The sequence below is a fragment of the Mycobacterium sp. JS623 genome, assembly GCF_000328565.1.
In the GTDB taxonomy this organism is placed as follows: domain Bacteria; phylum Actinomycetota; class Actinomycetes; order Mycobacteriales; family Mycobacteriaceae; genus Mycobacterium.
On record NC_019966.1, the window covers coordinates 4,925,287 to 4,947,903 of the forward strand.

General features: G+C 65.5%; 24 protein-coding genes. 11 read left to right on the top strand and 13 right to left on the bottom strand.

Translation table 11 applies throughout. The features are described 5' to 3' along the window. The first annotated feature begins 29 nt into the window (after positions 1 to 29). Entirely contained in the window at positions 30 to 1,313 is a 1,284-nt protein-coding gene (gene tet(V), locus MYCSM_RS23995) for a tetracycline efflux MFS transporter Tet(V) (RefSeq protein ID WP_015308763.1), read from the top strand. Here tet(V) and MYCSM_RS24000 read toward each other — a convergent pair. From MYCSM_RS24000 to MYCSM_RS24010, 3 genes are all read right to left on the bottom strand, one after another. Then, positions 1,310 to 2,029: a CPBP family intramembrane glutamic endopeptidase gene (locus MYCSM_RS24000; protein WP_015308764.1), complete on the bottom strand. Its 720-nt coding sequence runs from the start codon at positions 2,027 to 2,029 to the stop codon at positions 1,310 to 1,312. The genes tet(V) and MYCSM_RS24000 overlap by 4 nt on opposite strands. A gap of 2 nt (positions 2,030 to 2,031) precedes the next feature. Then, on the bottom strand, positions 2,032 to 3,174 hold the full coding sequence (locus MYCSM_RS24005) for an NAD(P)H-binding protein (protein WP_015308765.1): 1,143 nt from the start codon (positions 3,172 to 3,174) through the stop codon (positions 2,032 to 2,034). An 89-nt stretch (positions 3,175 to 3,263) separates the two neighbouring features. Continuing rightward, a complete protein-coding gene (locus MYCSM_RS24010; RefSeq protein WP_015308766.1) occupies positions 3,264 to 3,797 on the bottom strand; it encodes a gamma carbonic anhydrase family protein in 534 nt (177 codons plus the stop codon). Between the two features lie 83 nt (positions 3,798 to 3,880). On the opposite strand from MYCSM_RS24010, the gene MYCSM_RS24015 reads away from it, so the two are divergent. Genes MYCSM_RS24015 through MYCSM_RS24035 form a run of 5 tightly spaced genes read left to right on the top strand, consistent with a single transcriptional unit; the run spans position 3,881 to position 8,843 of the window. Next, the gene (locus tag MYCSM_RS24015) at positions 3,881 to 5,314 is read left to right on the top strand and encodes a hypothetical protein (RefSeq protein WP_015308767.1); all 1,434 of its coding nucleotides are present in this window, start codon (positions 3,881 to 3,883) and stop codon (positions 5,312 to 5,314) included. Beyond that, positions 5,311 to 6,783: an acyl-CoA reductase gene (locus MYCSM_RS24020; protein ID WP_015308768.1), complete on the top strand. Its 1,473-nt coding sequence runs from the start codon at positions 5,311 to 5,313 to the stop codon at positions 6,781 to 6,783. Before MYCSM_RS24015 ends, MYCSM_RS24020 begins: the two co-directional genes overlap by 4 nt. Beyond that, positions 6,780 to 7,694: an SDR family NAD(P)-dependent oxidoreductase gene (locus tag MYCSM_RS24025; protein WP_015308769.1), complete on the top strand. Its 915-nt coding sequence runs from the start codon at positions 6,780 to 6,782 to the stop codon at positions 7,692 to 7,694. Before MYCSM_RS24020 ends, MYCSM_RS24025 begins: the two co-directional genes overlap by 4 nt. Continuing rightward, the gene (locus tag MYCSM_RS24030; protein WP_015308770.1) at positions 7,691 to 8,275 is read left to right on the top strand and encodes a TetR/AcrR family transcriptional regulator; all 585 of its coding nucleotides are present in this window, start codon (positions 7,691 to 7,693) and stop codon (positions 8,273 to 8,275) included. The genes MYCSM_RS24025 and MYCSM_RS24030 overlap by 4 nt, the downstream gene beginning before the upstream one ends. Continuing rightward, positions 8,268 to 8,843 (top strand): TetR/AcrR family transcriptional regulator, encoded by a 576-nt coding sequence (locus tag MYCSM_RS24035; RefSeq protein ID WP_015308771.1) that lies wholly within the window; start codon positions 8,268 to 8,270, stop codon positions 8,841 to 8,843. The genes MYCSM_RS24030 and MYCSM_RS24035 overlap by 8 nt, the downstream gene beginning before the upstream one ends. Here the strand turns inward: MYCSM_RS24035 and MYCSM_RS24040 are convergent. Beyond that, positions 8,840 to 9,796: a GlxA family transcriptional regulator gene (locus MYCSM_RS24040; RefSeq protein WP_015308772.1), complete on the bottom strand. Its 957-nt coding sequence runs from the start codon at positions 9,794 to 9,796 to the stop codon at positions 8,840 to 8,842. The genes MYCSM_RS24035 and MYCSM_RS24040 overlap by 4 nt on opposite strands. Before the next feature lie 39 nt (positions 9,797 to 9,835). On the opposite strand from MYCSM_RS24040, the gene MYCSM_RS24045 reads away from it, so the two are divergent. Further along, the gene (locus tag MYCSM_RS24045; protein WP_015308773.1) at positions 9,836 to 11,155 is read left to right on the top strand and encodes an MFS transporter; all 1,320 of its coding nucleotides are present in this window, start codon (positions 9,836 to 9,838) and stop codon (positions 11,153 to 11,155) included. A 77-nt stretch (positions 11,156 to 11,232) separates the two neighbouring features. Beyond that, positions 11,233 to 11,952 carry a fasciclin domain-containing protein gene (locus MYCSM_RS24050; RefSeq protein ID WP_051073938.1) on the top strand — a complete coding sequence of 240 codons (720 nt, stop codon included), beginning with the start codon at positions 11,233 to 11,235 and terminating at the stop codon, positions 11,950 to 11,952. A gap of 46 nt (positions 11,953 to 11,998) precedes the next feature. On the opposite strand, the gene MYCSM_RS24055 is transcribed toward MYCSM_RS24050, so the two are convergent. Genes MYCSM_RS24055 through MYCSM_RS24065 form a run of 3 tightly spaced genes read right to left on the bottom strand, consistent with a single transcriptional unit; the run spans position 11,999 to position 15,083 of the window. Further along, positions 11,999 to 13,141, bottom strand: a complete 1,143-nt coding sequence (locus MYCSM_RS24055) for an acyl-CoA dehydrogenase family protein (protein ID WP_015308775.1) — start codon at positions 13,139 to 13,141, stop codon at positions 11,999 to 12,001. Positions 13,142 to 13,143: 2 nt separating this feature from the next. Further along, entirely contained in the window at positions 13,144 to 13,941 is a 798-nt protein-coding gene (locus MYCSM_RS24060; protein ID WP_015308776.1) for a crotonase/enoyl-CoA hydratase family protein, read from the bottom strand. Further along, positions 13,938 to 15,083 carry a thiolase family protein gene (locus MYCSM_RS24065; protein WP_015308777.1) on the bottom strand — a complete coding sequence of 382 codons (1,146 nt, stop codon included), beginning with the start codon at positions 15,081 to 15,083 and terminating at the stop codon, positions 13,938 to 13,940. The genes MYCSM_RS24060 and MYCSM_RS24065 overlap by 4 nt, the downstream gene beginning before the upstream one ends. A gap of 165 nt (positions 15,084 to 15,248) precedes the next feature. On the opposite strand from MYCSM_RS24065, the gene MYCSM_RS24070 reads away from it, so the two are divergent. Then, the gene (locus tag MYCSM_RS24070) at positions 15,249 to 16,043 is read left to right on the top strand and encodes a FadR/GntR family transcriptional regulator (RefSeq protein ID WP_015308778.1); all 795 of its coding nucleotides are present in this window, start codon (positions 15,249 to 15,251) and stop codon (positions 16,041 to 16,043) included. 108 nt (positions 16,044 to 16,151) lie between these two features. Here MYCSM_RS24070 and MYCSM_RS24075 read toward each other — a convergent pair whose 3' ends face one another. The 4 genes from MYCSM_RS24075 to MYCSM_RS24090 all read right to left on the bottom strand — a co-directional run bounded on the left by MYCSM_RS24075 (position 16,152) and on the right by MYCSM_RS24090 (position 19,698). After that, positions 16,152 to 16,532 carry a hypothetical protein gene (locus tag MYCSM_RS24075; protein ID WP_015308779.1) on the bottom strand — a complete coding sequence of 127 codons (381 nt, stop codon included), beginning with the start codon at positions 16,530 to 16,532 and terminating at the stop codon, positions 16,152 to 16,154. After that, positions 16,522 to 18,270 carry a DUF3556 domain-containing protein gene (locus MYCSM_RS24080; protein WP_015308780.1) on the bottom strand — a complete coding sequence of 583 codons (1,749 nt, stop codon included), beginning with the start codon at positions 18,268 to 18,270 and terminating at the stop codon, positions 16,522 to 16,524. Before MYCSM_RS24080 ends, MYCSM_RS24075 begins: the two co-directional genes overlap by 11 nt. 110 nt (positions 18,271 to 18,380) lie before the next feature. Then, positions 18,381 to 18,911 (bottom strand): DoxX family protein, encoded by a 531-nt coding sequence (locus tag MYCSM_RS24085; protein WP_015308781.1) that lies wholly within the window; start codon positions 18,909 to 18,911, stop codon positions 18,381 to 18,383. Positions 18,912 to 18,933: 22 nt separating this feature from the next. Further along, positions 18,934 to 19,698 (bottom strand): SDR family NAD(P)-dependent oxidoreductase, encoded by a 765-nt coding sequence (locus tag MYCSM_RS24090; RefSeq protein ID WP_015308782.1) that lies wholly within the window; start codon positions 19,696 to 19,698, stop codon positions 18,934 to 18,936. Between the two features lie 24 nt (positions 19,699 to 19,722). Here MYCSM_RS24090 and MYCSM_RS24095 point away from each other — a divergent pair, with 24 nt between their 5' ends. Then, positions 19,723 to 20,325, top strand: a complete 603-nt coding sequence (locus MYCSM_RS24095) for a TetR/AcrR family transcriptional regulator (protein ID WP_015308783.1) — start codon at positions 19,723 to 19,725, stop codon at positions 20,323 to 20,325. A gap of 4 nt (positions 20,326 to 20,329) precedes the next feature. On the opposite strand, the gene MYCSM_RS24100 is transcribed toward MYCSM_RS24095, so the two are convergent. After that, on the bottom strand, positions 20,330 to 20,653 hold the full coding sequence (locus MYCSM_RS24100) for a winged helix-turn-helix transcriptional regulator (RefSeq protein WP_015308784.1): 324 nt from the start codon (positions 20,651 to 20,653) through the stop codon (positions 20,330 to 20,332). 75 nt (positions 20,654 to 20,728) lie between these two features. Between MYCSM_RS24100 and MYCSM_RS24105 the strand changes: the two genes are divergently transcribed. Continuing rightward, on the top strand, positions 20,729 to 21,337 hold the full coding sequence (locus MYCSM_RS24105) for an NADPH-dependent F420 reductase (protein ID WP_015308785.1): 609 nt from the start codon (positions 20,729 to 20,731) through the stop codon (positions 21,335 to 21,337). On the opposite strand, the gene MYCSM_RS24110 is transcribed toward MYCSM_RS24105, so the two are convergent. Continuing rightward, positions 21,334 to 22,599: a WS/DGAT domain-containing protein gene (locus MYCSM_RS24110; RefSeq protein ID WP_041312612.1), complete on the bottom strand. Its 1,266-nt coding sequence runs from the start codon at positions 22,597 to 22,599 to the stop codon at positions 21,334 to 21,336. The two genes, MYCSM_RS24105 and MYCSM_RS24110, sit on opposite strands and share 4 nt — an antisense overlap. Between the last annotated feature and the right edge of the window lie 18 nt (positions 22,600 to 22,617).

A 22,617-nucleotide genomic window follows, 5' to 3' on the forward strand; every position in this document is an offset into this window, starting at 1 on the left:
CGCGACCATAAGACGTCCGCCACCATCTAATGGTGAGTACGCAATTCGAGATTGAGCAGCCGGTGGTCGACGCCGGCGGCTGGCGTGTGCTCGCACCGTTCAAATTCCGCGAGTACCGGCTGCTGATCGCCGCGGTCTCCTTATCGATCTTCGCCGAAGGCATGTGGGCCGTCGTGATGGCGCTTCAGGTCATCGAGCTCTCCAACGACCCGACCTCGCTGTCGCTCGTCGCCACCTGTCTCGGCGCCGGCCTGGTCACGTTCGTGTTGGTCGGTGGGCTGGCCGCAGACCGAATCAGCCAGCGCGCCATCATCATCGCCGTCGAGACTGTCAACGTGATCGCGGTGTCTACCATCGCGGTCCTCGGACTCACCGGTGTGCTGAAGATCTGGCACATGGCAGTGGCGGCTGCCGCTCTCGGCATTGCGGCCGCGTTCTTCTTTCCCGCCTACAGCGCGATCCTGCCGAGGATACTGCCCGCCGATCAGTTGCTCGCCGCCAACGGTGTCGAAGGTGTCGTGCGACCGGTGTTTCAGCGCGCCATCGGCCCCGCGATCGCGGGTGTTGTCGTCGGCGCGACGTTCCCCTCGTTGGGCGCCGTCGTGGTCGCAGCATTGTTCGCGATCGGCCTGGCACTGCTGGTGACCAGCCGACCGGCGATGAAAACGCCTGTGCACCAGATGGATCGACCGCAGCTGCGGCGGGATCTTCGCGAAGGCTTCGTGTTCATGGTCCGCACACCGTGGCTGTTGTGGACCCTGCTATTCGCGAGCATGTTCGTGCTCGTGCTGCTCGGACCCATCGAAGTGCTGCTGCCGTTCATCGCCAAGCAACGATTCGAGGACGGCGCACAAACGTTCGGCTTCATCTTGGCGTTCTTCGGCGTCGGCAGCGCATCGGGCGCGCTGGCCGTGTCGTCAGGACGACTGCCACGTCGCTACCTCACGGTGATGATGACGATGTGGAGCGTCGGCTCGATACCGCTTGTGATCGTCGGGTTCACGTCCTCGTTCCCGTTGATGGCCGCGGCGACGTTCGTCATCGGCGTCACCGACGGCGCAGGCATGGTCATCTGGGGCACGCTGCTGCAGCGACGGGTTCCGACCGAGATGCTGGGCCGGGTGTCGAGCCTGGACTTCTTCGTGTCGCTGGCGTTCATGCCGGTGTCGTTCGCGATCGTCGGTCCGCTGTCGAAAGTCGTTTCCATGCAAACGATTTTCCTGGTTGCAGGGGTCGTGCCGGTGGCGCTGGCGGCGGTCGCCATGTATGCAGCTCGCATGCGCCGCGACGAGCTGGCCCACCCACTGCGCTAGACGCCGAATACCGGCGGCAGTGCGAGCACCATGACCAGACCCCAGAAGAAGTGGATCAGCATGGGAGCGAGTACACCGCCGGTGATGCGGCGGGCGCATGCGCACACCGCACCAAGTATCACAGCGGCGAAGCCGAGCATCGGATTACTGGTGGTCGCCGTCGTGATCACGTAGATGACCGTCGAGATCACCACCGGATAGGCCTTGCCCAACGCGGTGTACAGGGCACCACGGAAGAACATCTCTTCCGTGATTCCGTTGATCACGGTGATGAACACGACCAACGCCAGCGGGCCATAGCGGGCGAATTCCAGTACCTGCGTGATGTATTCGCGTACGCCCGGAATCTCACGCGCGATCAGGCCGCCGACAAGGAAAGCTCCGCCCAACAGCAAGCCCACCGCTGTGCCGGTGACCAGCGGACGTTGGTTGCGCCCGCGGAATCGGATACAGCCGAGGTGCAGGGGTCCCGAAAGTAGCGCGCCCACCGCCCAAACTGCCGCCAGGGCGAGCGTCAACCAGTAGAACGACTCGTCACCCGGCCGCCGTGTGAGCGAATATCCAAGCAGCGCAGCACCGATGACGAGGACGATCGCGACGACGATCCGGCGCTGCCGCACGACTGCAGGCGGTTCGTGGTGCGGGACAGGACAGGCACCCACAATCTCCTTCGCCTCGGCGAGCCAACCGGGCCGAGTCGCGGTGGATTGGGTCATGCTCAACCCGCCTTCGGCACGAGGTTGATCACCGTGTCGAGCCCGGTGCGCACTGCGCCCGCGACCGGTCCCGGCACAAGCCCGAGCAGCCCGAGCGCAGGCCACACGATCGACGGCGTAATCGCCTGGGCCAGTTGCCGAATGCGCGCCGTGTCGCCGCCGGCCCACGTCGGGTCGGTGTCGGCAAGATGATGCGGATCGGCAAGCTCGTTGACCGGCCGCGGCTGATCACTCGACAGCGCACGGGTTATCGCGTCGTCGATACTCAACAGTCCGCCTGGCGGGTCCGGCACGACGTCGCGCAGCCGAGCCTCCGAAGCCATCATCGGATAGTCAAGGGACTCAACGAGATCGGCGGCCAGCCCGCCAGGGACCGGCAGCACCGCGGCGGTCATCCACGACACCACGCTGGTATCGACCATCGGCACAGGCAACTCCGCGCGCCACAAACCGGAAATCCGCGCATAGGTCCGCAGCAGCTCACTGTAGGACGTCGTCTCGGGGCCGAAGATGTCATACGCACCGGCGGGTACCCGGTCAGAGTCGGCTGCAGCGACGAGGTAGTAGAGGACATCGCGAATCGAGATCGGGTCCATCGGGTTCGCCGACCACGCGGGCATCGGGATCAGCACGAACCGGTCGCCGACATAGCGCAGCATCTCGAACGACGTCGATCCAGACCCGATGATCATCGCGGCGCCGAGCCACACCACGTCGGGGCCACCGTCGACGCCCAGTGCGTGCGCCACCTCGGCACGGCTGGTCAGGTGTTCGGAGAGTTCGTCGTCGTCTGGGACGAAGCCGCCCAGATACACGATGCGCCGCACTCCGGCGTCCTTGGCAGCGTTGGCGACGTTAGCCGCGGCGCGGTTGTCGGCATCGCGGAAGTCGGGCTGGCCGATGCCGTGCACCAGGTAGTAGAGGACATCAACGGTGCCGGCGTCGGCGAACGCCTGCTTGGCCGACGCCTCGTCGTGCGCATCGAGTGCGACGCCTGTGACCTGGTCATGCCAGCCGAAGTCCGACAGCCGATCAGGGTTTCGCGTGGCGGCGATGACGTCATGGCCCTCGTCGAGCAGGGCACTGACGAGCCGTGAGCCGACGTAGCCGGTCGCGCCGGTAACCAGAATTCGCACGGAAGTCACCGTACGGAGGTACCCGCAGCCGCCGAATCGAAATCCAATTTTCGACGGCGAACTCACAGCATCGCCAGAGGGCTTGCGCCAGTGAGGAATTAGCCGATGGCCTCGCGGTGCAGCTCGGTCATTGCCTGGTAGACCTGCGCGTTGTTCCTGTTGTGCGCGACCTCGGCCTCTGACAGTTCACGACGGACCTTGCCCGGCACACCTGCCACCAGCGATCGTGGCGGGATCACCACCCCCTGCAGCACCAATGCGCTCGCGGCGATCAGCGACCCCGCGCCGATCTTGGCGCCGTTGAGGATCACCGCTCCCATCCCGATGAGGCAGCCATCCTCGATATCGCAGCCGTGCAGAACGGCGTTGTGCCCGACGCTCACATTGGCGCCGATCCGGGCCGGAAACCCCGGGTCGACGTGGATTGTCGCGCCGTCCTGGACGTTCGCGCCGAAGCCGATCTCGATTGGTTCGGCCTCCGCCCGCAGGGTCGCGCCGTACCAGACGCTCGCCCCCGCGGCCAGCGTGACCTGGCCGATCACACTCGCGGTCGGCGCAACCCACGACTCGTCGTGTAGCTGGGGTGCGCGCCCGCGGATGGGCAGGATCAGTGGCTGAGGCATGCCGGACATCGTATTCACCCGATGTTCATTGCTGATATTGCAGTCTAATACACTATTGCAGTTGACTGCAAACCCTCGTAGTGTGCCCAACCATGGCGACAACGCAGTCCACCCGCACGGTTGAACACTTCATGGACGACCCGATCACGTTTTTCGGCGAGTCGTTGACCCAGATGCACAGCATCGCTCGTGACGAGTTGGAGGACCTGCAACGTCAGGCGATGGCTATCCGATTCCAGCAGCACGCCCAGAGCATCGAGATGGTGCGCAAGTTGGCCGACCGGTTGGGCGTCAGAGACGTATGTGCGTTCAACGACGTTGTACCGCTGATGTTTTCGCATACGGCGTTCAAGTCTTATCCGGCCGCGCTGATCGACAACAAGCGCTTCGACCTGATGACGAAATGGCTCGACAAGCTGACCAGCCATGACTTGTCCGCGGTTGACACCGACGGCTGCAACAGCATCGACGAGTGGATCGATCGCCTCGACGAGCAGACGCCGCTGGAAGTCATCACGTCCAGCGGCACCACCGGGACCCTGTCGATCATCCCGAAGGATAAGCACGGAGCGCGCGAAGGCATGGTGTTGTGGAAGATCTGCCTGTTCCAGACGTTCGGCAACGAACCGACCTACGACGAGCTCAACCCGGCCGTCGACGTCATCTGGCCCAATTACGCCAAGGGCAAGCTCGGCCATCTGCGCATCGCCAACATGATCAAGCACGGCTTCACCGGTGGCGACGAGAGCAAGTTCCATGCGCTGTACCCGGACGCCATCGACACCGACCTGATGTTCCTGGCGTCGAAGATGCGCGCCGCCGCCTCGCGTGGCGAACTGGACCGGCTGGTGATCGACCCGGCACTGGCCGCCCGCAAGGAAGAGTTCATCGCGATGCAGGCCCGTCAGCCGGAGGATCTCGACAGGTTCTTCACTACCATCACCGAGAAGCTGCGCGGCAAGCGGGTTTTCATGATCGGGACATACAACCTGATGTACGACGTGGCCAAGGCCGGCCTCGAGCGCTGCATCAAAGACGTGTTCGCCAAGGACTCGGCGATCCTGACGGGTGGTGGGACAAAGGGATTCGTTCTTCCCGACAACTACATGGACGTCATCGGTGAGTTTCTCGGCGTCGAGCGGATCCAGGAAGGCTACGGGTTCTCCGAGCAGAGCGCATTCCACTGGGGCTGCAGCGAGGGTCGCTACCACGTGCAGCCGTGGGTGATTCCCTTCGTGCTGGACCCCGACACCAGCGAACCGCTGCCCCGCACCGGCAGACAGACCGGCCGCGCCGCGGTGTACGACCTTCTGCTCAAGGCACATTGGGGCGGAGTGATCTCCGGCGACGAGGTGACCATCGATTGGGATCTGAAGTGCCCGTGCGGCCAGAGCAGCATCGCGTTCGAACACGACATCATCCGATACAGCGAGAAACGGGGCGTCGACGACGACCGAATCACCTGTGCGGCCACCCACGAGGTGCACAACGAGGCCGTCAACTTCATGAAGGCATTCGAATCATGAGCAGCTCATTCACCGTTCCGCTCTTCCTGCGCGGTGAGGTCATCACCGACGACCTGGTGTCGTTCGGCACCCGCGGCGGCGGCACCCAGTTCGAGGCGCCCGATATGGCGCGGCACGTCCACCGCCTGCCACTACCGAGTCCGCTGGCGATGTCCGATCTCAACGAGCTGCCCTTCGACGAAATCCTGGATTTCCTAGAGGCTTTGGGCAGGGCGCTCGACTTCGAGAGCAACACGCATCTTCACGAAGCCTACGAGGCCGCTCTGGTCGCGAACGCTCTGCCGCCGGAGATGCTGAAGAACAGCTACCAGATCCTGCCGCCGCTCTTCTCACGCGCGAACGTGCTCGAAATCGCCGACAACCAGGTCGGGCTCGACTACCTCAACAGCTGGGTCGGCCAAACCCTCAGCGACGGACGGCAATTGCGGGTGCGCGCTTTCGGGTCGCGGGTGCTGCACATCCCCGCGGGCAACGGTGGCCTGGTGTCGGCGGTGACGATCCTGCGCTCGGTGATCACCCGCTGCGATGCGATCATCAAGGCGCCGTCCAACGACCCGCTGACAGCGATCGCTATCGCGCGCACGCTCGCCGACTTGGCTCCGGACCACCCGATCACCAAACACCTCGCGGTTGGGTACTGGAAGGGTGGCGATGTCGCCGTCGAGGAACCGCTGTATCGGCCGGAACACATCGAAAAGATCGTCGCCTGGGGTGGTTTCGCCTCGGTCAAGCACGTCACGCGCTACATTCAACCAGGGCTGGAGATGATCGCCCTCGATCCCAAACGCAGCGCGACGATCATCGGGCACCAGGCGTTCAGCGATGACGAAACCATGCGCGAGGTGGCGCGCTGCGCCGCCGTCGACATCGGCGTGGCCAATCAGGAAGGCTGCGCCAACGCTCGCGTCATCTATGTGATGAGCGGCACTGACGCCGCAGGCATCGCCAACGCCAACAAGCTCGGCGAGATGATCTACGAGGAGCTGACCCACCTGCCGTCGTTCATCAGCACGCCGCCGCTGTACCCGAGCCGGGAGCTCTACGACCACGTCGAGGCGTCACGGCTGACCGACGACTGGTATCGGGTAATCGGCGGCGACCATCGCGAAGGCGCGATCATCGTGTCGCAGTTCGACTCCCCCGTGGACTACTCGGCCATGCTGTCCGGTCGGGTCGCCAACATCGTGCCGGTCGACAGCATCGACAAGGTCACCGAGGCGGTGACCGCGTACACGCAAACGATTGGGATCTATCCAGAATCCCTGAAACACCAACTGCGCGACACGCTTCCGCTGTTCGGAGCGCAGCGGCTGACAACTCTCGGCTACGCGTGCAGCGTTCCGATCGCCGCGCCGCAGGACGCCATCGAGCCGATGCGACGGATGTGCAAGTGGATCGTCGAGGAGGCGTGCGATCCTGACGTGGTGACACCACTATGGCGGCTGGGCGAAGCGGCGGCACAGGCGTGACGGCAACAGCTACAGCACTTCAGATCGTCGACGGCGTCGACATGACGGGCGAGGCGTGCGTCATCACCGGCGCCTCGGCCGGCCTTGGTCGTGAGTCCGCCCGCGCCCTCGCCACGACAGGCGCGCACGTCATCCTCGCCGCCCGCAATGCGGCCGCCCTGCGCGACGCGCAGACGTGGATTCACGCCGAGGTCCCCGACGCGGTGACATCGACGGTCGAATTGGACCTCACCAGCCTTCCCAGTGTGCGGACCGCGGCGGCGGCGATACGGGACCTCGCTCCGCGGATTCACGTACTGATGAACAACGCCGGGGTGATGTTCACCCCATTCAGCCGAACCTCCGACGGCTTCGAAATCCAGCTCGGTACAAACTATCTCGGGCACTTCGCGCTGACCCGGCTGCTGACACCGCTGCTTACAGAGGGGGCCCGCATCGTGATCCTGTCGTCAGACGGGCACAGGATGAGCGACATCGACCTCGATGACCCCAACTGGGAGCGGCGTGAGTATGACAAGTTCGCCGCCTACGGCGCGTCGAAGACCGCGAATGTCCTACACATGGTCGACCTGGACCGGCGGCTGCGTGGCCGCGGGGTGCGGGCTTACGCGGTGCATCCCGGCGTCGTCGCGACGTCACTGGCTCGCCACATGAGGCGTGACGACTTCGCCAGCTTGACCACCTTCACGCCGGCGGTGCCCGACACCAAGCGCGTCGACGTCCTTCGCGACTTCACCACGCCAGAGCATGGTGCGGCCACCCAAGTGTGGGCGGCAGTCAGCCCGAAGCTTGCCGAAACAGGGTCGGTCTACCTGGCGGACTGCGGGATTCGCGACGATGTCGCCCCGTACGCGGTGGACGAGGCGCGGGCGGTCGAGCTGCGGAATTTGTCGGAGAGGCTCTGCGCATGAACAGGATGGACCGCCGCAAGCAGGAGGTGCGCGACCGGATCCTCGGCGCGGCATTCGACCTGTTTCTCGATCAGGGCGTGTCGGCAACCACCATCGAGGAGATCTGCGAGCGCGCAGACGTCGCGAATCGAACATTCTTCAACCACTTCTCCACGCGGCACGACATGATGCGCGCGCTCGCCGAGGTGCGCCTTCTCAACCTGCGCGACGTCGTCTTCGACCGCGCGAACGAGCCGATCCCCGATCGGGTGATCGGCCTGTTCGACGACATCGCGGCGACTCTGGGCAAGTCAGGTGATACCTACCGCGAGTTGATCGCCGAACTGCTGGCCGCGGCGGGGTACGGCATTCAGCGTGGTTTCGCCCTGCACGAGACTTTTCTCGGGCTCGTCAAGGAAGGCGTGGCACGCGGTGAGGTGAGCGTCCGGCACGATGCCCAGACGCTTGCCGACATCATTGCGGGCGCGCTGACGGGCGGCATCGTCAATTGGACTGTGGACAAGACGTATTCGATCGAGTCGGGCTTCCACGACCTCGCTGTCGCGCTGGCCGATCTGTTGAGGACTGACTCGAATGGCTGACGTCATTTACCTGCGGGCATACGACGACCGCACACGTGCGGACGACGAAACCGCACGCCGAGTTAGGGATGCGACTGTCGAGCTGCTGCGGGACGCACCGCATTCGAAGATCACGATGCGGGCGATCGCCAGGCGGGCGAGTGTTTCTCACGCAGAGATCCGCGCGCACTTCCGGTCGACCGACGCAATTCTCGCCGAGATCTACCTCGCGAGGTTGCGTGCCGCGCCATTGAACGTCGACGCATCCGAGCCCGCACGGGCTCGGATCGCCACACAGTTCTCACAGCTTGTCATGCTGCTGGCGGACGAGCCGGGGCTCGCGGCAGCCTGTTCCAGTGCGTTGATCAGCGACGAACCCTCCGTGCGCACGAGCAGGCAGCGTATCCACGGAGAGCTGCAGCGGCGGGTGCGGACCGCGCTGCGATCCGGGGCTTGGCCGGAGGTCGCCGAGATTTTGGAGTTCGGGTTGATCGGAGCGTTGGTACACGCCAGTTGCGGGACGGACACGTTCCGCCAAACAGCGGAGGACCTGGCGAGTGTGGTAGCGGCCGTGCTGCCCGACGACTAAGCGCCTTGGTACACCTTGCGATAGCTTGACGGCGACATGCCCACGCCGCGGCGCAAGTGGTGACGTAGGTTGCCGCCCGTTCCGAGACCAGACAGCCGCGCGACCTCGTCGACGGGTAGATCGCGCGACTCCAACAGTTCGCGCGCACGGTCGATCCGACGCTGGCGAATCCACACCCCCGGCGACTGTCCCGTCTCCTCGCGGAACCGACGGTTGAACGTGCGGGCGCTCATCTTCGCGTGCCGTGCCAGCCGCTGCACCGTGAGCTCTTCGTCGAGGCGTTGCAGCGCCCACTCCCGCGTCGGCGCCGTCGAAAAGTGGTCCGGCGCAGGCACTTGCCGATCAATGAACTGCGCCTGCCCGCCTTCTCGCCACGGCGGCACGACACAGTACTTGGCCACCGCGTTGGCCACCTGTGCACCGTGATCGGATCGAATGATGTGCAGGCACAAGTCGATTCCCGCAGCGAGGCCGGCCGAGGTGAGCACGTCGCCGTCGTCGACGAACAACACGTTCTCGTCGACAAGCACCCGCGGATGCAGTCGTCGCATGTCGCCGGCGAACTTCCAGTGCGTCGTCGCGCGGCGTCCGTCGAGCAATCCAGCCGCGGCAAGAATGAACGCACCGGTGCAGATCGACACCAACCGGGTGCCCGGCCGAATCCGCGCCAACGCATCGGCCACCTCACGCGTCAGCACTCCCTCGGTCCGGGCAGGCGGGAACCGCGTGCCGGGGATGACGACCGTGTCGGCGGTCTCCAGCGCCTCGGCGCCCGCGGCCGGCAGCACCGCGAAGCCCGTCGTCGCCGTCACGGGTCCCAGCGTGAGCCCGCACGTGACGACCTCGTAGAGCCCGTTGCCGTTGAGGTCTATCGCGTTCGAGAACAGCAAGGGCGGGATCGCCGCATCGAAGCCCACCACGGGGGCCAACAACAGGACAGTGATGCGATGCATGCGGCCATTTTGGCATGTTTTTGATGATTGGTGTCATTCATGCCACTAGTCGCGGCCCAGCGGATCCGCGACAGTGATCCGGTGACGCTCACCGCCGCACAGAAACGCACGCCGTTGGCCCGGATTCATTGGGCTTGGGTGGTGGCCGCCGTCAGCTTCATCGCGATCCTCGGCGCCGCGGGCTTCCGCTCGGTGCCCGGCGTGATGATGAACCCGCTGCACCACGAGTTCGGCTGGTCGCACGGGGTGGTCGGGCTGGCGATGTCGGTCAACATGACGCTGTTCGGACTGACCGCGCCGTTCGCAGCGGCCTTGATGGACCGGTTCGGTGTGCGGCCTGTGCTGTCGGTGGCGCTGCTGCTGATCGCGACCGGGTCAGCGCTCAGCGTGACGATGACGGCGAGCTGGCAGCTGGTGCTGCTGTGGGGTGTGCTGGTCGGCGTCGGCACAGGCTCGATCTCGATGGGCTTCGTCGCAACCGTCGCGACGCGCTGGTTCGAGGCGCGCCGCGGCCTCGTCACCGGTGTGCTGACGGCGGCCAGCGCGACGGGACAGTTGATCTTCCTGCCGATCGTCGCCGAGGTGACCGCACAGCACGGCTGGCGGTGGGCGTCGTTGATCGTCGCCGCTGCGGCGCTCAGCGTGGTCCCGCTAGTGCTCGTGTTCATGCGAAACTACCCACAGGACAAGGGTTTAACGGCCTACGGAGCGACCGTAAGTGCGCCAGCAGTTGTGCCCGCGTCGAGTTTCAATGCCGCCTTCGACGGCTTGAGGGTCGGCGCGCGGGTGCCCGCCTTCTGGCTACTGGCGGGCAGCTTCGCAATCTGCGGGATGACGACGAACGGATTGATCGGCACGCACTTCATCCCCGCCGCCAACGACCACGGCATGCCCACCACAGTCGCGGCCGGGCTGCTGGCCACCATCGGCATCCTCGACGTCGCAGGCACCGTGTTCTCCGGCTGGCTGACCGACCGCGTCGACCCGCGGTTGCTGCTGGTCGTCTACTACACCGGCCGCGGCGTCTCCCTGCTGCTGCTTCCGGCGCTGCTCTCGCCGCAGGCCGAGCCCAGCACGTGGGTGTTCGTCATCTTCTACGGCCTGGACTGGGTCGCGACGGTCCCGCCGACGATCGTGCTGTGCCGCAACTACTTCGGTACGCGCTCCCCCGTCGTGTTCGGTTGGGTGTTCGCCTCGCATCAGCTCGGCGCGGCGATCGCCGCGGCAGGGGCCGGCCGGCTACGGGATGTGCAGGGCAACTACGACATGGCGTTCTACGTCGCCGCAGGTCTGTGTTTCGTCGCGGCGCTGCTGTGTGGCCAAGTCCGGAAATCGCAGGTCAGCTCCGCTGTAACGTAATCGGGTCGTCGGAACGACTTTGGAATTGGGCCTTCGCTGCCCTTAACATGCGATGCGACCTGACGAAGGAGCCGACATTGAAGACTCGCACCAGCAAGGGCCTGGGAGCCGCGGCCGGGATTGCCGCGATCGCCGCATCGGTGCCGTTCGCGCTCAACGCGCCGTTCACCGGCAATGCGTACGCCGACCCGCCGCCGACGGACGTCTCGACGCCTGTTGCGCCGATCCCCGACCCCCAGGGCTCTGGCTGTGATGCGTTCAAGGCAGAGCTGCCGGCGTGGAAGGATTTTGCCAAGCAGCCCGTCAGCCGGGTGCTGGCCAGCATCCCGGAAATCACGACGTTCAACTCGTTGATCTCCGGCCAGGCCAATCCTTCGGTCAACATCCTCTCGGTGCTCGACGGCGGCCCGTACGTGGTGTTCGCACCCAGCAACGACGCATTCGCCGCGATGGAGCCCGGCCAGCTCGATGCCCTCAAGGCCGACCCGGCGGCGCTGTACAAGCTCGACTACTACCACGCCTTCCTCGGCCTGCTCGGCCCTGACGATCTGAAGGGTCAGCGGCCCACGCAGCAGGGTGCGGACATCAAGGTGACCGGCAAGGGCGGCGACATCAAGGTCAACGACTCGGCCAAGGTCGTCTGCGGTGGCATCCAGGCCAACAACGCTCGGATCTACATCATCGACAAGGTGCTGGATCCAGCGCAGGCCCCGGAGCCGGTCACCCCGACCGGCACCAGCGCCACGACGACCACGACGACCACGACCTCGGCGGCAGCGCCGCCGCCGGCGGGCTAGAGGCCACGCCGGCCGGGCCGGTTAACGGCCACGCCGGCCGGGCCGGTTAAAGGCCGAGGTCGCGGCCGATGATCTCCTTCATGATCTCGGTCGTGCCGCCGAAGATCGTCTGGATCCGGACGTCGACGTAGTCGCGGGCGACCTTGTACTCGTTCATGTAGCCGTACCCGCCGTGCAGCTGCACGCAGTTGTCCACGACGCGCTTGTTGAGCTCGGTGCACCACCACTTGGCCTTTGACGCCTCGACCGCGGTCAGCTCCTTGTCGACGGCGGCGCGCAGGCAGCGGTCGATGAACTGCTCGGCGATCTCGAGCTCGGTGTCCATCTCGGCCATCAGGAACCGGTTGTGCTGGAAGCTGCCGATCGGCTGACCGAACGCCTTGCGGTCCTTGACGTATTGCAGTGTCTCGCGCCAGGTTTCACGCGCACCGGCAACCGCGGCGATCGCGATGGACAACCGCTCGGACGGCAAGTTGTGCATCAGGTGGTAGAACCCCTTGCCCTCCTCGCCGAGAAGGTTGGTGCCGGGTACCCGCACGTTATCGAAGTGCAGTTCGGCGGTGTCGGCGGAGTGCAGGCCCATCTTGTCGAGCTTGCGTCCGCGCTCGAAGCCCTCCATGCCGCGCTCGACGACCAGCAGCGAGAAGCCCTTGTGACCCGCCTCGGGATCGGTCCGGGCGACGACGATGACGAGATCGCTGTTGATGCCCGCCGAGATGAATGTCTTGGAGCCGTTGAGGATCCAGTCGTGACCGTCGCGCACTGCCGACGTCTTGATGCCGGCCAGGTCGCTGCCTGCCCCGGGTTCGGTCATCGCGATCGCGCCGATGAGCTCACCGGTGATGTAGCCGGGCAGCCACCGTTCCTTCTGTTCGTCGGTGGCCAGCGATGCGAAGTACGGGCCGACGATGTCGTTCTGCAGGCTCAGGCCAGGCGCTGCGGCGCCGAACTTCGAGAACTCTTCGACGATAACGGCGTTGAACCGGAAGTCGTCGACGCCCCCGCCGCCGTACTCCTCGGGCATGTTGAACCCGATCAGGCCGTATTTGCCTGCGGCCACGTAGGATTCACGGTCTACGAGGCGTTCGCTCTCCCATTTCTCGACGTGGGGTGCGCACTCCTTCTCCAAGAATTGGCGCGCCGTCTCCCGCAGCTGCTCGTGTTCGGGTTCGAATACCAGGCGTTTCATCACTATTTGGCTTTCCATACGGGCTGGCGCTTCTCCGCAAACGCCAGCGGTCCTTCTTTCGCGTCCTCGGAACGAATCAGCGTCCCGATTTCGTGCATGGTCCTTTCCCAGCCGGCCTCGTCGCCGGTGATCACGCCCTCATCGACGCCCATCGCGACGCGCTTGCTCGCCCACACCGCCAGCGGCGCATTGCACGTGATCCGTTCGGCGAGTGCAAGCGCCGCCTCGACCGCGGTGCCGTCGGGCACGACCTGATTGATCAGCCCCCACTTGAGCGCGTCGGCGGAGGACATCGGCTCGCCGGTGAAAATCAGCTCCATTGCCACCTTGCGTGGCAGATGATCGACGATGCGGAACACTCCGCCCGCAGCGGCGATCAGGCCGCGCTTCACTTCCGGCAGACCGAATTTCGCGCGTTCCTCGGCCACGACGAGGTCGCTGGCGAGCGCCAACTCTGAGCCGCCGCCGAGCGCGGTTCCGTTGACTGCGGCGATGGTCGGCTTGTCGATGTAGTGGTGCACGTATCCCGCGAAGCCCCACTCGCCGTGGTCGGGATGGAACAGATTCTCGCGACGGGAGATCGCCTTGAGATCGGCTCCGGCGCAGAATGATTCACCAGCACCGGTGATGACGACTGCGCGTACTTCCGGATCGTCCTGCGCAGCCTGCAGCGCATCCCCCACGGCGGTACTCACAGCACTGTTGACCGCGTTGCGGGCCTCGGGCCGGTTGATCGTGATGATCAGGACGTTGCCCCGCCGCTCGGTGAGAGCGGCGGGGGCTTGCACGTCTGAGGTCACAGCAGCTCGATGATGGTGGCGTTGGCCTGGCCGCCACCCTCGCACATGGTCTGCAGGCCGTACTGAATTCCCTTGTCGCGCATGTGGTACAGCATCGTGGTCATGATGCGGGCGCCGGAACCGCCGAGCGGATGGCCAAGAGCGATCGCGCCACCGTTGGGGTTGAGCTTCTTCTCGTCGGCGCCGATGTCCTTCAACCACGCCAGCGGCACGGGCGCGAACGCCTCGTTGACCTCGAACACGCCGATGTCGTCGACCGACAGGCCTGACTTCTTCAGCGCTTTCTGGGTGGCGGGGATCGGCGCCGTCAGCATGATCACCGGGTCGGCGCCGGCCAGCACCGCGGTGTGCACCTTCGCAATCGGCTTGAGGCCCAACGACTTCGCCTTTTCGGCGGACATGAACAGGAGCGCAGCCGACCCGTCGGAGATCTGCGATGAGTTGCCCGCGTGGATCACGCCGTCCTCTTTGAACGCCGGCTTCAGTCCGGCCATCTTCTCGATGGTGGTACCGCGGCGGATGCCCTCATCCTTGAGTACCGGGTTGCCGTCCTGGTCCTTGATTGCCACGATCTGGTCGTCGAACGCACCGGAATCCTGTGCGGCAGCGGCCTTCTCGTGTGAGCCAAGCGAAAACTGATCGACCATGGTGCGGTCGAAGCCCCACTGCTCCGCGATCATCTCGGCGCCGATGCCCTGGTTCGGGGTCTGGCTGTAACGGTTGCGGAATGCCTCGGGGTACGGGTGGCCGCCGTTGGCCAGCGATGAGCCCATCGGTACCCGCGACATCACCTCGACACCGCCGGCCACCACGACGTCGTAGTGCCCGGCCACCACACCGGCCGCGGCGAAGTGGATGGACTGCTGGCTCGAGCCGCACTGCCGGTCGACGGTCACGCCGGGCACGCTCTCGGGCCAACCCGCCGCGAGCACCGCGGTGCGGGCGATGTCCAGGGCCTGCTCGCCCGCCTGCATGACGCAGCCCCAGATGACGTCGTCGACGATCGCTGGATCGATGCCGGTGCGCTCGGCCAAGCCGTTGAGCACCTGCGCGGACAGCTCGCCGGGATGCACACCCGACAACCCGCCGTTGCGCTTGCCGACGGGCGACCGCACGGCCTCGACGATGACGGCTTCAGCCATGACACTGCTCCTTTGAATGTGTGTTTCCCCGAAGGTAGAACAACAAGGTTTACTAGGTCAACCTACTGGTTGGTAGGCTGTGGCCGGACGTTCATGCCGGTCCGAGCCTCTCCGACATGGTTTACTGAGTTGCATAGCTCGGGGAAACACTGTTTGGGAGAAGTTGTGACGCGAAGCACACCGCTGGCGCCGATGATCGGCCCTGACGGCGTCGGCGGAACGGGCGCTGCGGTCCGCTCGCCGAAGACGGCTGAGCTGGTAGCGGGCACGCTGCGTCGCATGGTCGTGGATGGTCAGCTCAAGGACGGAGACTTCCTGCCGAACGAGGCTGAGCTGATGGCCCACTTCGGTGTCAGCCGGCCGACGTTGCGCGAGGCGGTCCGCGTGCTGGAGTCCGAGCGGCTGGTCGAGGTGCGACGGGGGTCGCGTACCGGCGCCCGCGTCCGCGTGCCCGGCCCTGAGATCGTGGCGCGGCCTGCGGGCCTGCTGCTCGAACTGACGGGTGCCACCATCGCCGATGTCATGGTGGCCCAGGCGGGTATCGAGCCGATGGCGGCGCGACTGCTCGCGGAATCCGGGAATGCTGAGGCGTTCGACGAACTGGACAAGATGGTGGCCGAGCAGATTCCGTCGGGCTGGCAGTCGGGCCGGCTGGCCGAGACGACCGGCGATTTCCATCGCCGGATGGTGGAGCTTTCCGGCAATGCGACGCTCGCCATCATGGCAGGCATGTTGCACGAGATCACCGTGCGCCACACCGCGTTCGTCTTCAAGGAGAATCGGCCGGTATCCAAGGCCGACTACGACAAGTTGATGCGCTCGTATGCACGCCTGATGAAGTTGTTGCGTGCAGGCGACGGGGCGGCCGCGGAGGCGCACTGGCGTAAGCATCTCGACGTCGCCCGCGGCCTCATGCTGGATGGACTCGAGACCGTCAAGGTCCGCGACGTGATGGGCTAGGGCCTGCGCCGTCCCGGGGTGAGTGGTTACGAAAATGCCCAGCTCTTGGCGACAAAGTCGTCGGTAGCGACAAAGTCGTTCAGAGCTGGGCACTTTGGCATGTGCCCCCTAGTCCGGCCAGACCGCAAGCTGCGTAGCGGTTTCCGCGAGTCCGTCCGCCGTCTTCCACCGCATCGGCAACAGCCGATACCGCCAACAGCCGGGATGGCCGCAGGGTCCGACATGGTCGACCGAGATCGAGATCAGTTCGTCCTCGAGGTGCTTGGCGTGCGTCTCGAGATAGATCCCTCTTTCGTCGTCAAGCTCCGACATCAGCTCGCTGCCATAGAGGAGCCGCGGGCCCGGTGCCCGATACAGCAGGACGCACTGCTGCCGATCCGGACAGTGCCCGCTGATCACTCGCACAACGCAGTTCCGGTCGACCGGCCCAAGGTCGCTGTCCACCTGACCGGTCTCGTCGACCCAGACAACGACTGGGTCAGGTTGCATCGGCGCGGTTCTTCTCCCATGTCACGTGCACGGGGACCGTGTCGTCCCACGGCTGCCGTGTCACCATGTCGGCGACTTTCACGTAGCCCCTTTCGAATTCGCCGGTGGCCGCATCGACGAGCCGGTACTCCTGTCGCTGCTTGTGGATCGGCTGGGCGTCCAGTAGCAGGATGCGAATCTCCCCCGGCTCAAAATGGCAGCGCTCCTGCAGGGCCTCGATCAGTTGTTCGTTGTGCATGTGGCCGTCGCCAAAGTTCCACCCGATGGCTGTCGAACAGATCCGCTCGCCGTCGGTCAGCACGTAGTCGTCCTCGTTCTGACCCGCCATCGCCCGATGCGCGAGCGTGAACATCGCACGACCGTGAGTGTTGAAGGCGCGGAACGCATATCCCATATAGAGGTACATCTGCGCGGTCTCCGGGCTGCCGTAATACCGTTCCATCTGGGCCTGCGGCATGCTCGCGATCGACACGATGTTTTTCTCGATCTTCTCCGCCGCCGACGGCTTGACGCACCACAATCCGGTGTCCCAGTTGCCCGCGTAATACCGCATGCCCGGCAGGAAGGACACCTTGCGCGGGAACAGGTTTCCGATGACGACGGTGCCGGCGACGACGATGAACAACAGCACCGGCAGCGGCGTCGTCATGTCACCCAAGCCCACCCCAGCGTGGCCGACGAACAGTGCCAGCACGGAAAACATCATGAAAACGTTCCACTCGAGCGGCACGCCCATCGGTATCGACGACAGGATGCCGAAGTGGAAGCACAGCATGATGAACGCGGCGATCGCCGTCGGCCAGCCGCCGTGGGAGAAGAACAACACCAGCGGCACCAGCCCCTCGATCGCGGTGCTGAAGTGTGCGAGCCACCGCGACAGCCGGCCGGGCCGCAGGTCATCTGGGAAGTGCTCGAAGAACATTCGCTTGATGATCCGCGGGCGAAACACCGGGTTGTTGCTCATCATCGTCGAGATGACGAACGGGAAGTGCTTGTTCAGCTTGGACGTCGCCGCGCCCAGCCAGATCACCAGACACACCAGCTTGGCCGCGATGATCATGTCGACTCCGTAGCCCGCGAACAGAAACGCGACCGTGAACGACGCGTATACCTCGCCGCGCGCGGCCAGGAAGATCACCTTGTCGCGCAGGCCGAGCACTGCCAGCAGACCGAGGATTGTCCAGATCTGCCACATCGGCAGCACGCCCACCGTCGTACCCAACGCCGGGACCGGCCCAGTACCGTCGGAGAACAGCGCGACCACGAGCATCACGACCAACGCGCCGTACAGCACGGCGTCGAAGGGCGTGCGGGTGGTGCCCTTGGTCAGCGGCACTCGAGTCGGCCACGGAGGCAGCCGAATGGTGTTGGGCCGCAACCAGTACAGGATCGAACCCATCGGCGGGAAGAACCGGTTGTTCAGTGGGCCGAACCCACAGCCGAGCCCGATCACCTCGAACAGCATCGTGTACAGGACGACCTTCTCGAACACGATCGGCTCGGCATACCACGACGTGACGTTCGTGAAGCCATCGATGCCCTTGGTCGCGAGTGCAAACAACCAGCCGCCGAGGATGTAGAGCAGGATCTTGACGACGTAGAACAGGTGCAGCACGACCGGCGTACCAAAGCCCACCTCGGCCCAGTGCCGCGCCATCGGCACGATCTTCTCGGCGCGAGTGCCCTTACTCCACTGTTCGTAATCGACGACGGGTGCGTCCTGCTTGAGAAACCCCATGACGCATCAGACTAGAACGTGTTCTAACTGAGCGGAATGCCTTTAGCCGGCGACCACTCGCCGTTCTACTCTCGGCCAGCTGTTCTGGCCGATGTGCTGCTCGCCCTGGCTTAGGCTTCGGATTTCGCCGGCGGCCGGTAGAAGATCGCCAACTGCCCGATGCCACCGGCGAGCCCCAGGCCAGCCGAGATCAGCAGACCCCACCAGCCGTGCAGGAAGTCATAGAGCCCCGTCGTTCGGAACAACGCGTAGTCAAGACTGAACTTGCCGGCCCCGATCGTCGCGACCGCGACCGCCGACACCGCGAGGATCAGGTTGTACTCCCAGCCCTCCTTGACGATGAAGAAGCCGTTGGGTCGGTGCACGGTCCACGCCGCGACCAACATCAGCGCGACGAAGCCCGCCGCGGGGATCGGCGTCAACAAGCCGGCCGCCAGACCGAGCCCCGCCGACATCTCCGTGGTCGCCGCGATCCGGGCGTGGAAGATGCCCGGCTTCATCCCCATGCTGTCGAACCAGCCCGCGGTGCCCTTCAGCCCGCCCTTACCGAAAAATTTGTTGTAGCCGTGTGCGGCCATGGTCAGACCCAGCACCACCCGAAGAATCAGCAGTCCGGTGTCGATGGCCGTGTGGTCAGTCATGCAACAAAATCTAAGCCATGTGTTAAACGGCCGACCAGCCCCCGTCCACACTGAGCACGGTTCCGTGGATGTTCGCGGCGTCGTCGCTGGCCAGAAATAGCACCGCGGCCGCAACCTCGGCGGGGGTGCTCATCCGCCTCGATGGCAGGCGGGCCAGCAGCGGCGCGGTGTGATCGGCGAACTCCCCCTGGCGTTCAGTCGCAATCGGCCCAGGCGCGACGGCGTTGACCCGGACGCCCGACGGGCCATACTCGTCGGCCCACGCCTGGGTGAACGAGTGCATCACCGCCTTGTTGGCGTTGTAGACCGCAGAGCCCGCCATGCCGCGCAGGCCGGCTATCGACCCGATGTTGACGATCGCGCCCTCACCCCGCTGCACCATCGCGGCCGCCAGCACTCCCGTCAGTAGAAAGGGCGCAAACACGTTGACCGCGAAGGCATCTCGCAGGAGGTCTTCAGAGACTTCGGCGGTCGGCGCCGGCATCAGCAACATCGCGGCATTGTTGATCAGGATGTCGATCCGTCCACCCGCCGTAACGGTGGCCTGTTCAGCCAGCCGGCGCACCTCGTCCTTCCCCGCGCCCATGTCGGCGGCGACGAATTCCGCGGCGCCGCCTGCGGATCGGATGTCGGCGACGACCGCGTCGCCGCGGGCCTTGTCGCGGCCGCTGACGATGACGAACGCGCCCTCCGCCGCCAATGCCGTGGCAATCGCAACCCCGAGGCCGCCCGTGGAACCAGTAACCAGTGCCGTGCGGCCTGCCAGCCGCTCAATCTGTGGACTCATGGCTCCACTGGTACGCTCGCAAAAATGGACCTGCAAGTCCAGAAACTGACGCCCAAGGGCCGAGCGACACGACAGCGCATCATCGAGGGCGCGGCGGCGGAGATTCGCGAGAACGGCCTCGCCCTTGCCACGCTCGACGATATTCGGGCGCGCACGCAGACCTCCAAAAGTCAACTGTTCCACTACTTCCCCGAAGGCAAGGAACAGTTGCTGCTCGCGGTCGCCGAGCACGAGGCGCAAATGGTGCTCGACGAACAGCAGCCGCATCTGGGCGAGCTGACGTCGTGGGCGGCCTGGCAGCGCTGGCGTGATGCCGTCGTGGACCGCTACCAGCGACAGGGCCAGCATTGCCCGCTTGGCGTGCTGATGACAGAGATCGGTCGCAGCACACCTGGTGCTCAGGCGGTAACGGCGGCGCTGATGCGGCGGTGGCACGACGAGATTGCGGCGGGCGTACGGCACATGCAGTTGCAGGACAAGGTCAATGCCCGGCTCGACGCCGACCGGGTGGCCGCCGCACTGCTCTCCGGGATCCAGGGCGGGGTGGCCGTGCTGCTGGCCACCGGCGACCTCAGTTATCTCGAGTCGGCGCTGGATGTCGGAATCGAGTCGCTGCGCAGCGCCTAACGGGCTAGGCCACGCCAGCTGCCATATGGCGCTTGCCCCACGTGCACATCGCCTGGGTCACCGGTTTCAGTGACTGACCGTATTCGGTCAGCGAGTACTCGACGCGCGGAGGCACTTCGGCGAACACCTCGCGGCGGACAATGCCGTCGGTCTCCAGCTCGCGCAGTTGACGGGTCAGCACGCGGTCGCTGATTCCCGTCGTCTTGCGCTTGAGTTCGGCGAAGCGGTGCGGCCCCGTATGCATCATGTGGAAGATCAGCACGGCCTTCCACTTGCCGCCGATGACCGCGAGGGTGGCCTCCACCGGACAGCCGAACCGATCGTCCATACCCACCTCCCGGTCAGTAGCTCACCTCAAAGTGCGTACTTCTAGGTGTCTGTCCTCGGCCGTAGCGTAGCGCCAATGAAGATCGCGATCATCGGAGCAGGCAACGTCGGACGCGCACTCGGCGGAGCATGGAGCGCCGACCACGACATCACCTACGGCGTCCGCTCCCCCGACGACGCCAAGCACGCCGACCTCGATGCGCCGGCCTCGACCAACGATGGGGCCGCGGTGGCCAGCGATGTCGTCGTGCTGTGCACGCCGTGGCAGGGCACCGAGGCAGCGGTCAAGGCGTGCGGCGACCTCACCGGCAAGCTGCTCATCGACTGCACCAACCCGCTCAGCCCGGATTTCACTGCACTGGAGGTCGGGCACACCACGTCGGGCGCCGAGCAGGTCGCGGCCTGGGCGCCGGGCGCGCGGGTGTGCAAGGCGATGAATCAAATCGGGGCGCCGATGATGGATCATCCCCAATTACCAAGCGCACCAGTCATGTTCGTCTGCGGCGACGATGACGCTGCCAAGCAAGTCACCACCGACCTGGTGACACAGCTGGGCTTTGAGGCGGTCGACGCAGGCGACCTCACACTGGCCCGGCTGCTCGAGCCGTATGCGTTGGTGTGGGTCCACCTGGCGCTGCGCCGCGGCTTCGGCACCAATTGGGCCTTCGGCTTGCTGCGCGGCTAGCCCCTGCGCAACGCGTTTTCGAGCCGCGCCACATAGGCGTCGACGTCACCGATGGCTGACGCCGCGGCGTGCACACTGACCGCGATGGTGTCGCCGATGCCGTGCACGCCATGCGTCAGGCCCATCATCGGCGACAGCCCCGGATACCCCGCGGTCAACACCACCGGCAAGCCACCGAAATGCAGGTCGGCCGGTCCACGGTTGACGCTGGAGACGACGGTGTTTCCGGTGACGTTCGGTGATCGCAGCGTCGGGTCGAATTGCTTGACGCCCCATCGTAATAGCGGTGCGGGTACCGCTGCGGAGGCCCGGCTGGCAGCCAGCATCGCCGGATGTGCGGCCCTGCGTCGGCGGTCGGCCATATCGTCGACGATCCGGGCGGTACGCGCGTCGATGTCGAGTTCGGGATACAGCCCGATGCCGACGTTGCCGAAGTGGTTGTTCGCCTTGCGGGCACCAGCATTCGCCATCGGCACCTCGGCGCCCAGCGTCGACGGGTCGTCACCAAGGTCACGTAGGTGCTCCGCTAGCGCGGTGGACACCGCCACCAGCACGCCGACCGTCACGGTCGGGCCGGCCAGCTGCGCGCGGATCCGGACCAGCGTGCGGATACTGCGTACACCGTCGGGCCGCGTGTTGCTGCGTAACAGCGGTCGCGAATCTGCCTGCGGCGGAACCAGTCCCGCGTCGGTGTCGCGGACCAACTGTCGATGTGAGCGGGCGGCGCGGTAGCTGCGCCACGGCAGGGCTGCGCCACGAAAGGGCGGCGGCGCCGGCACGGGCAGCACCTGTTCCCCGCGGCCGAACAACCAGGCCGCCAAGGCGGACGAGCGGATACCGTCGCCGAGCGCATGAGCGGCCTGCAGCACCGCCACGGCCCCGACGCCCCCGCCGGGCACCCCATCGACGGGCGTGAACACATGGAGCCGCCACGCCATGCGACGAGGTTCGAGTTGGTGTTCGGCCAACGCCGCGACGGCGGCCAGGCAGCCGGCCCAGCTGTTGTCGGCGAGATCGTGCACGACGAACTGGTCGGGCCCCACCTGGCTCGTCACCCACGCGGGATAGCGCAGCGGATTGCCGTCCTCGATGCGCAGCCTCAACTCGGGGCATGCCCACGCCCGCCGGCGGATCACGTCCAGCGCACGCTCGAGGTCGGAGACCTCACCCGCGAAGGCGTAGAGCAGGAACGCATCGTTCGGGATCTTGGCCGATATCCAATACGTTTGCGCATCGACCGCCGAGAGCCGACGGACCATCATGCTTCCAGGCTATTGTCT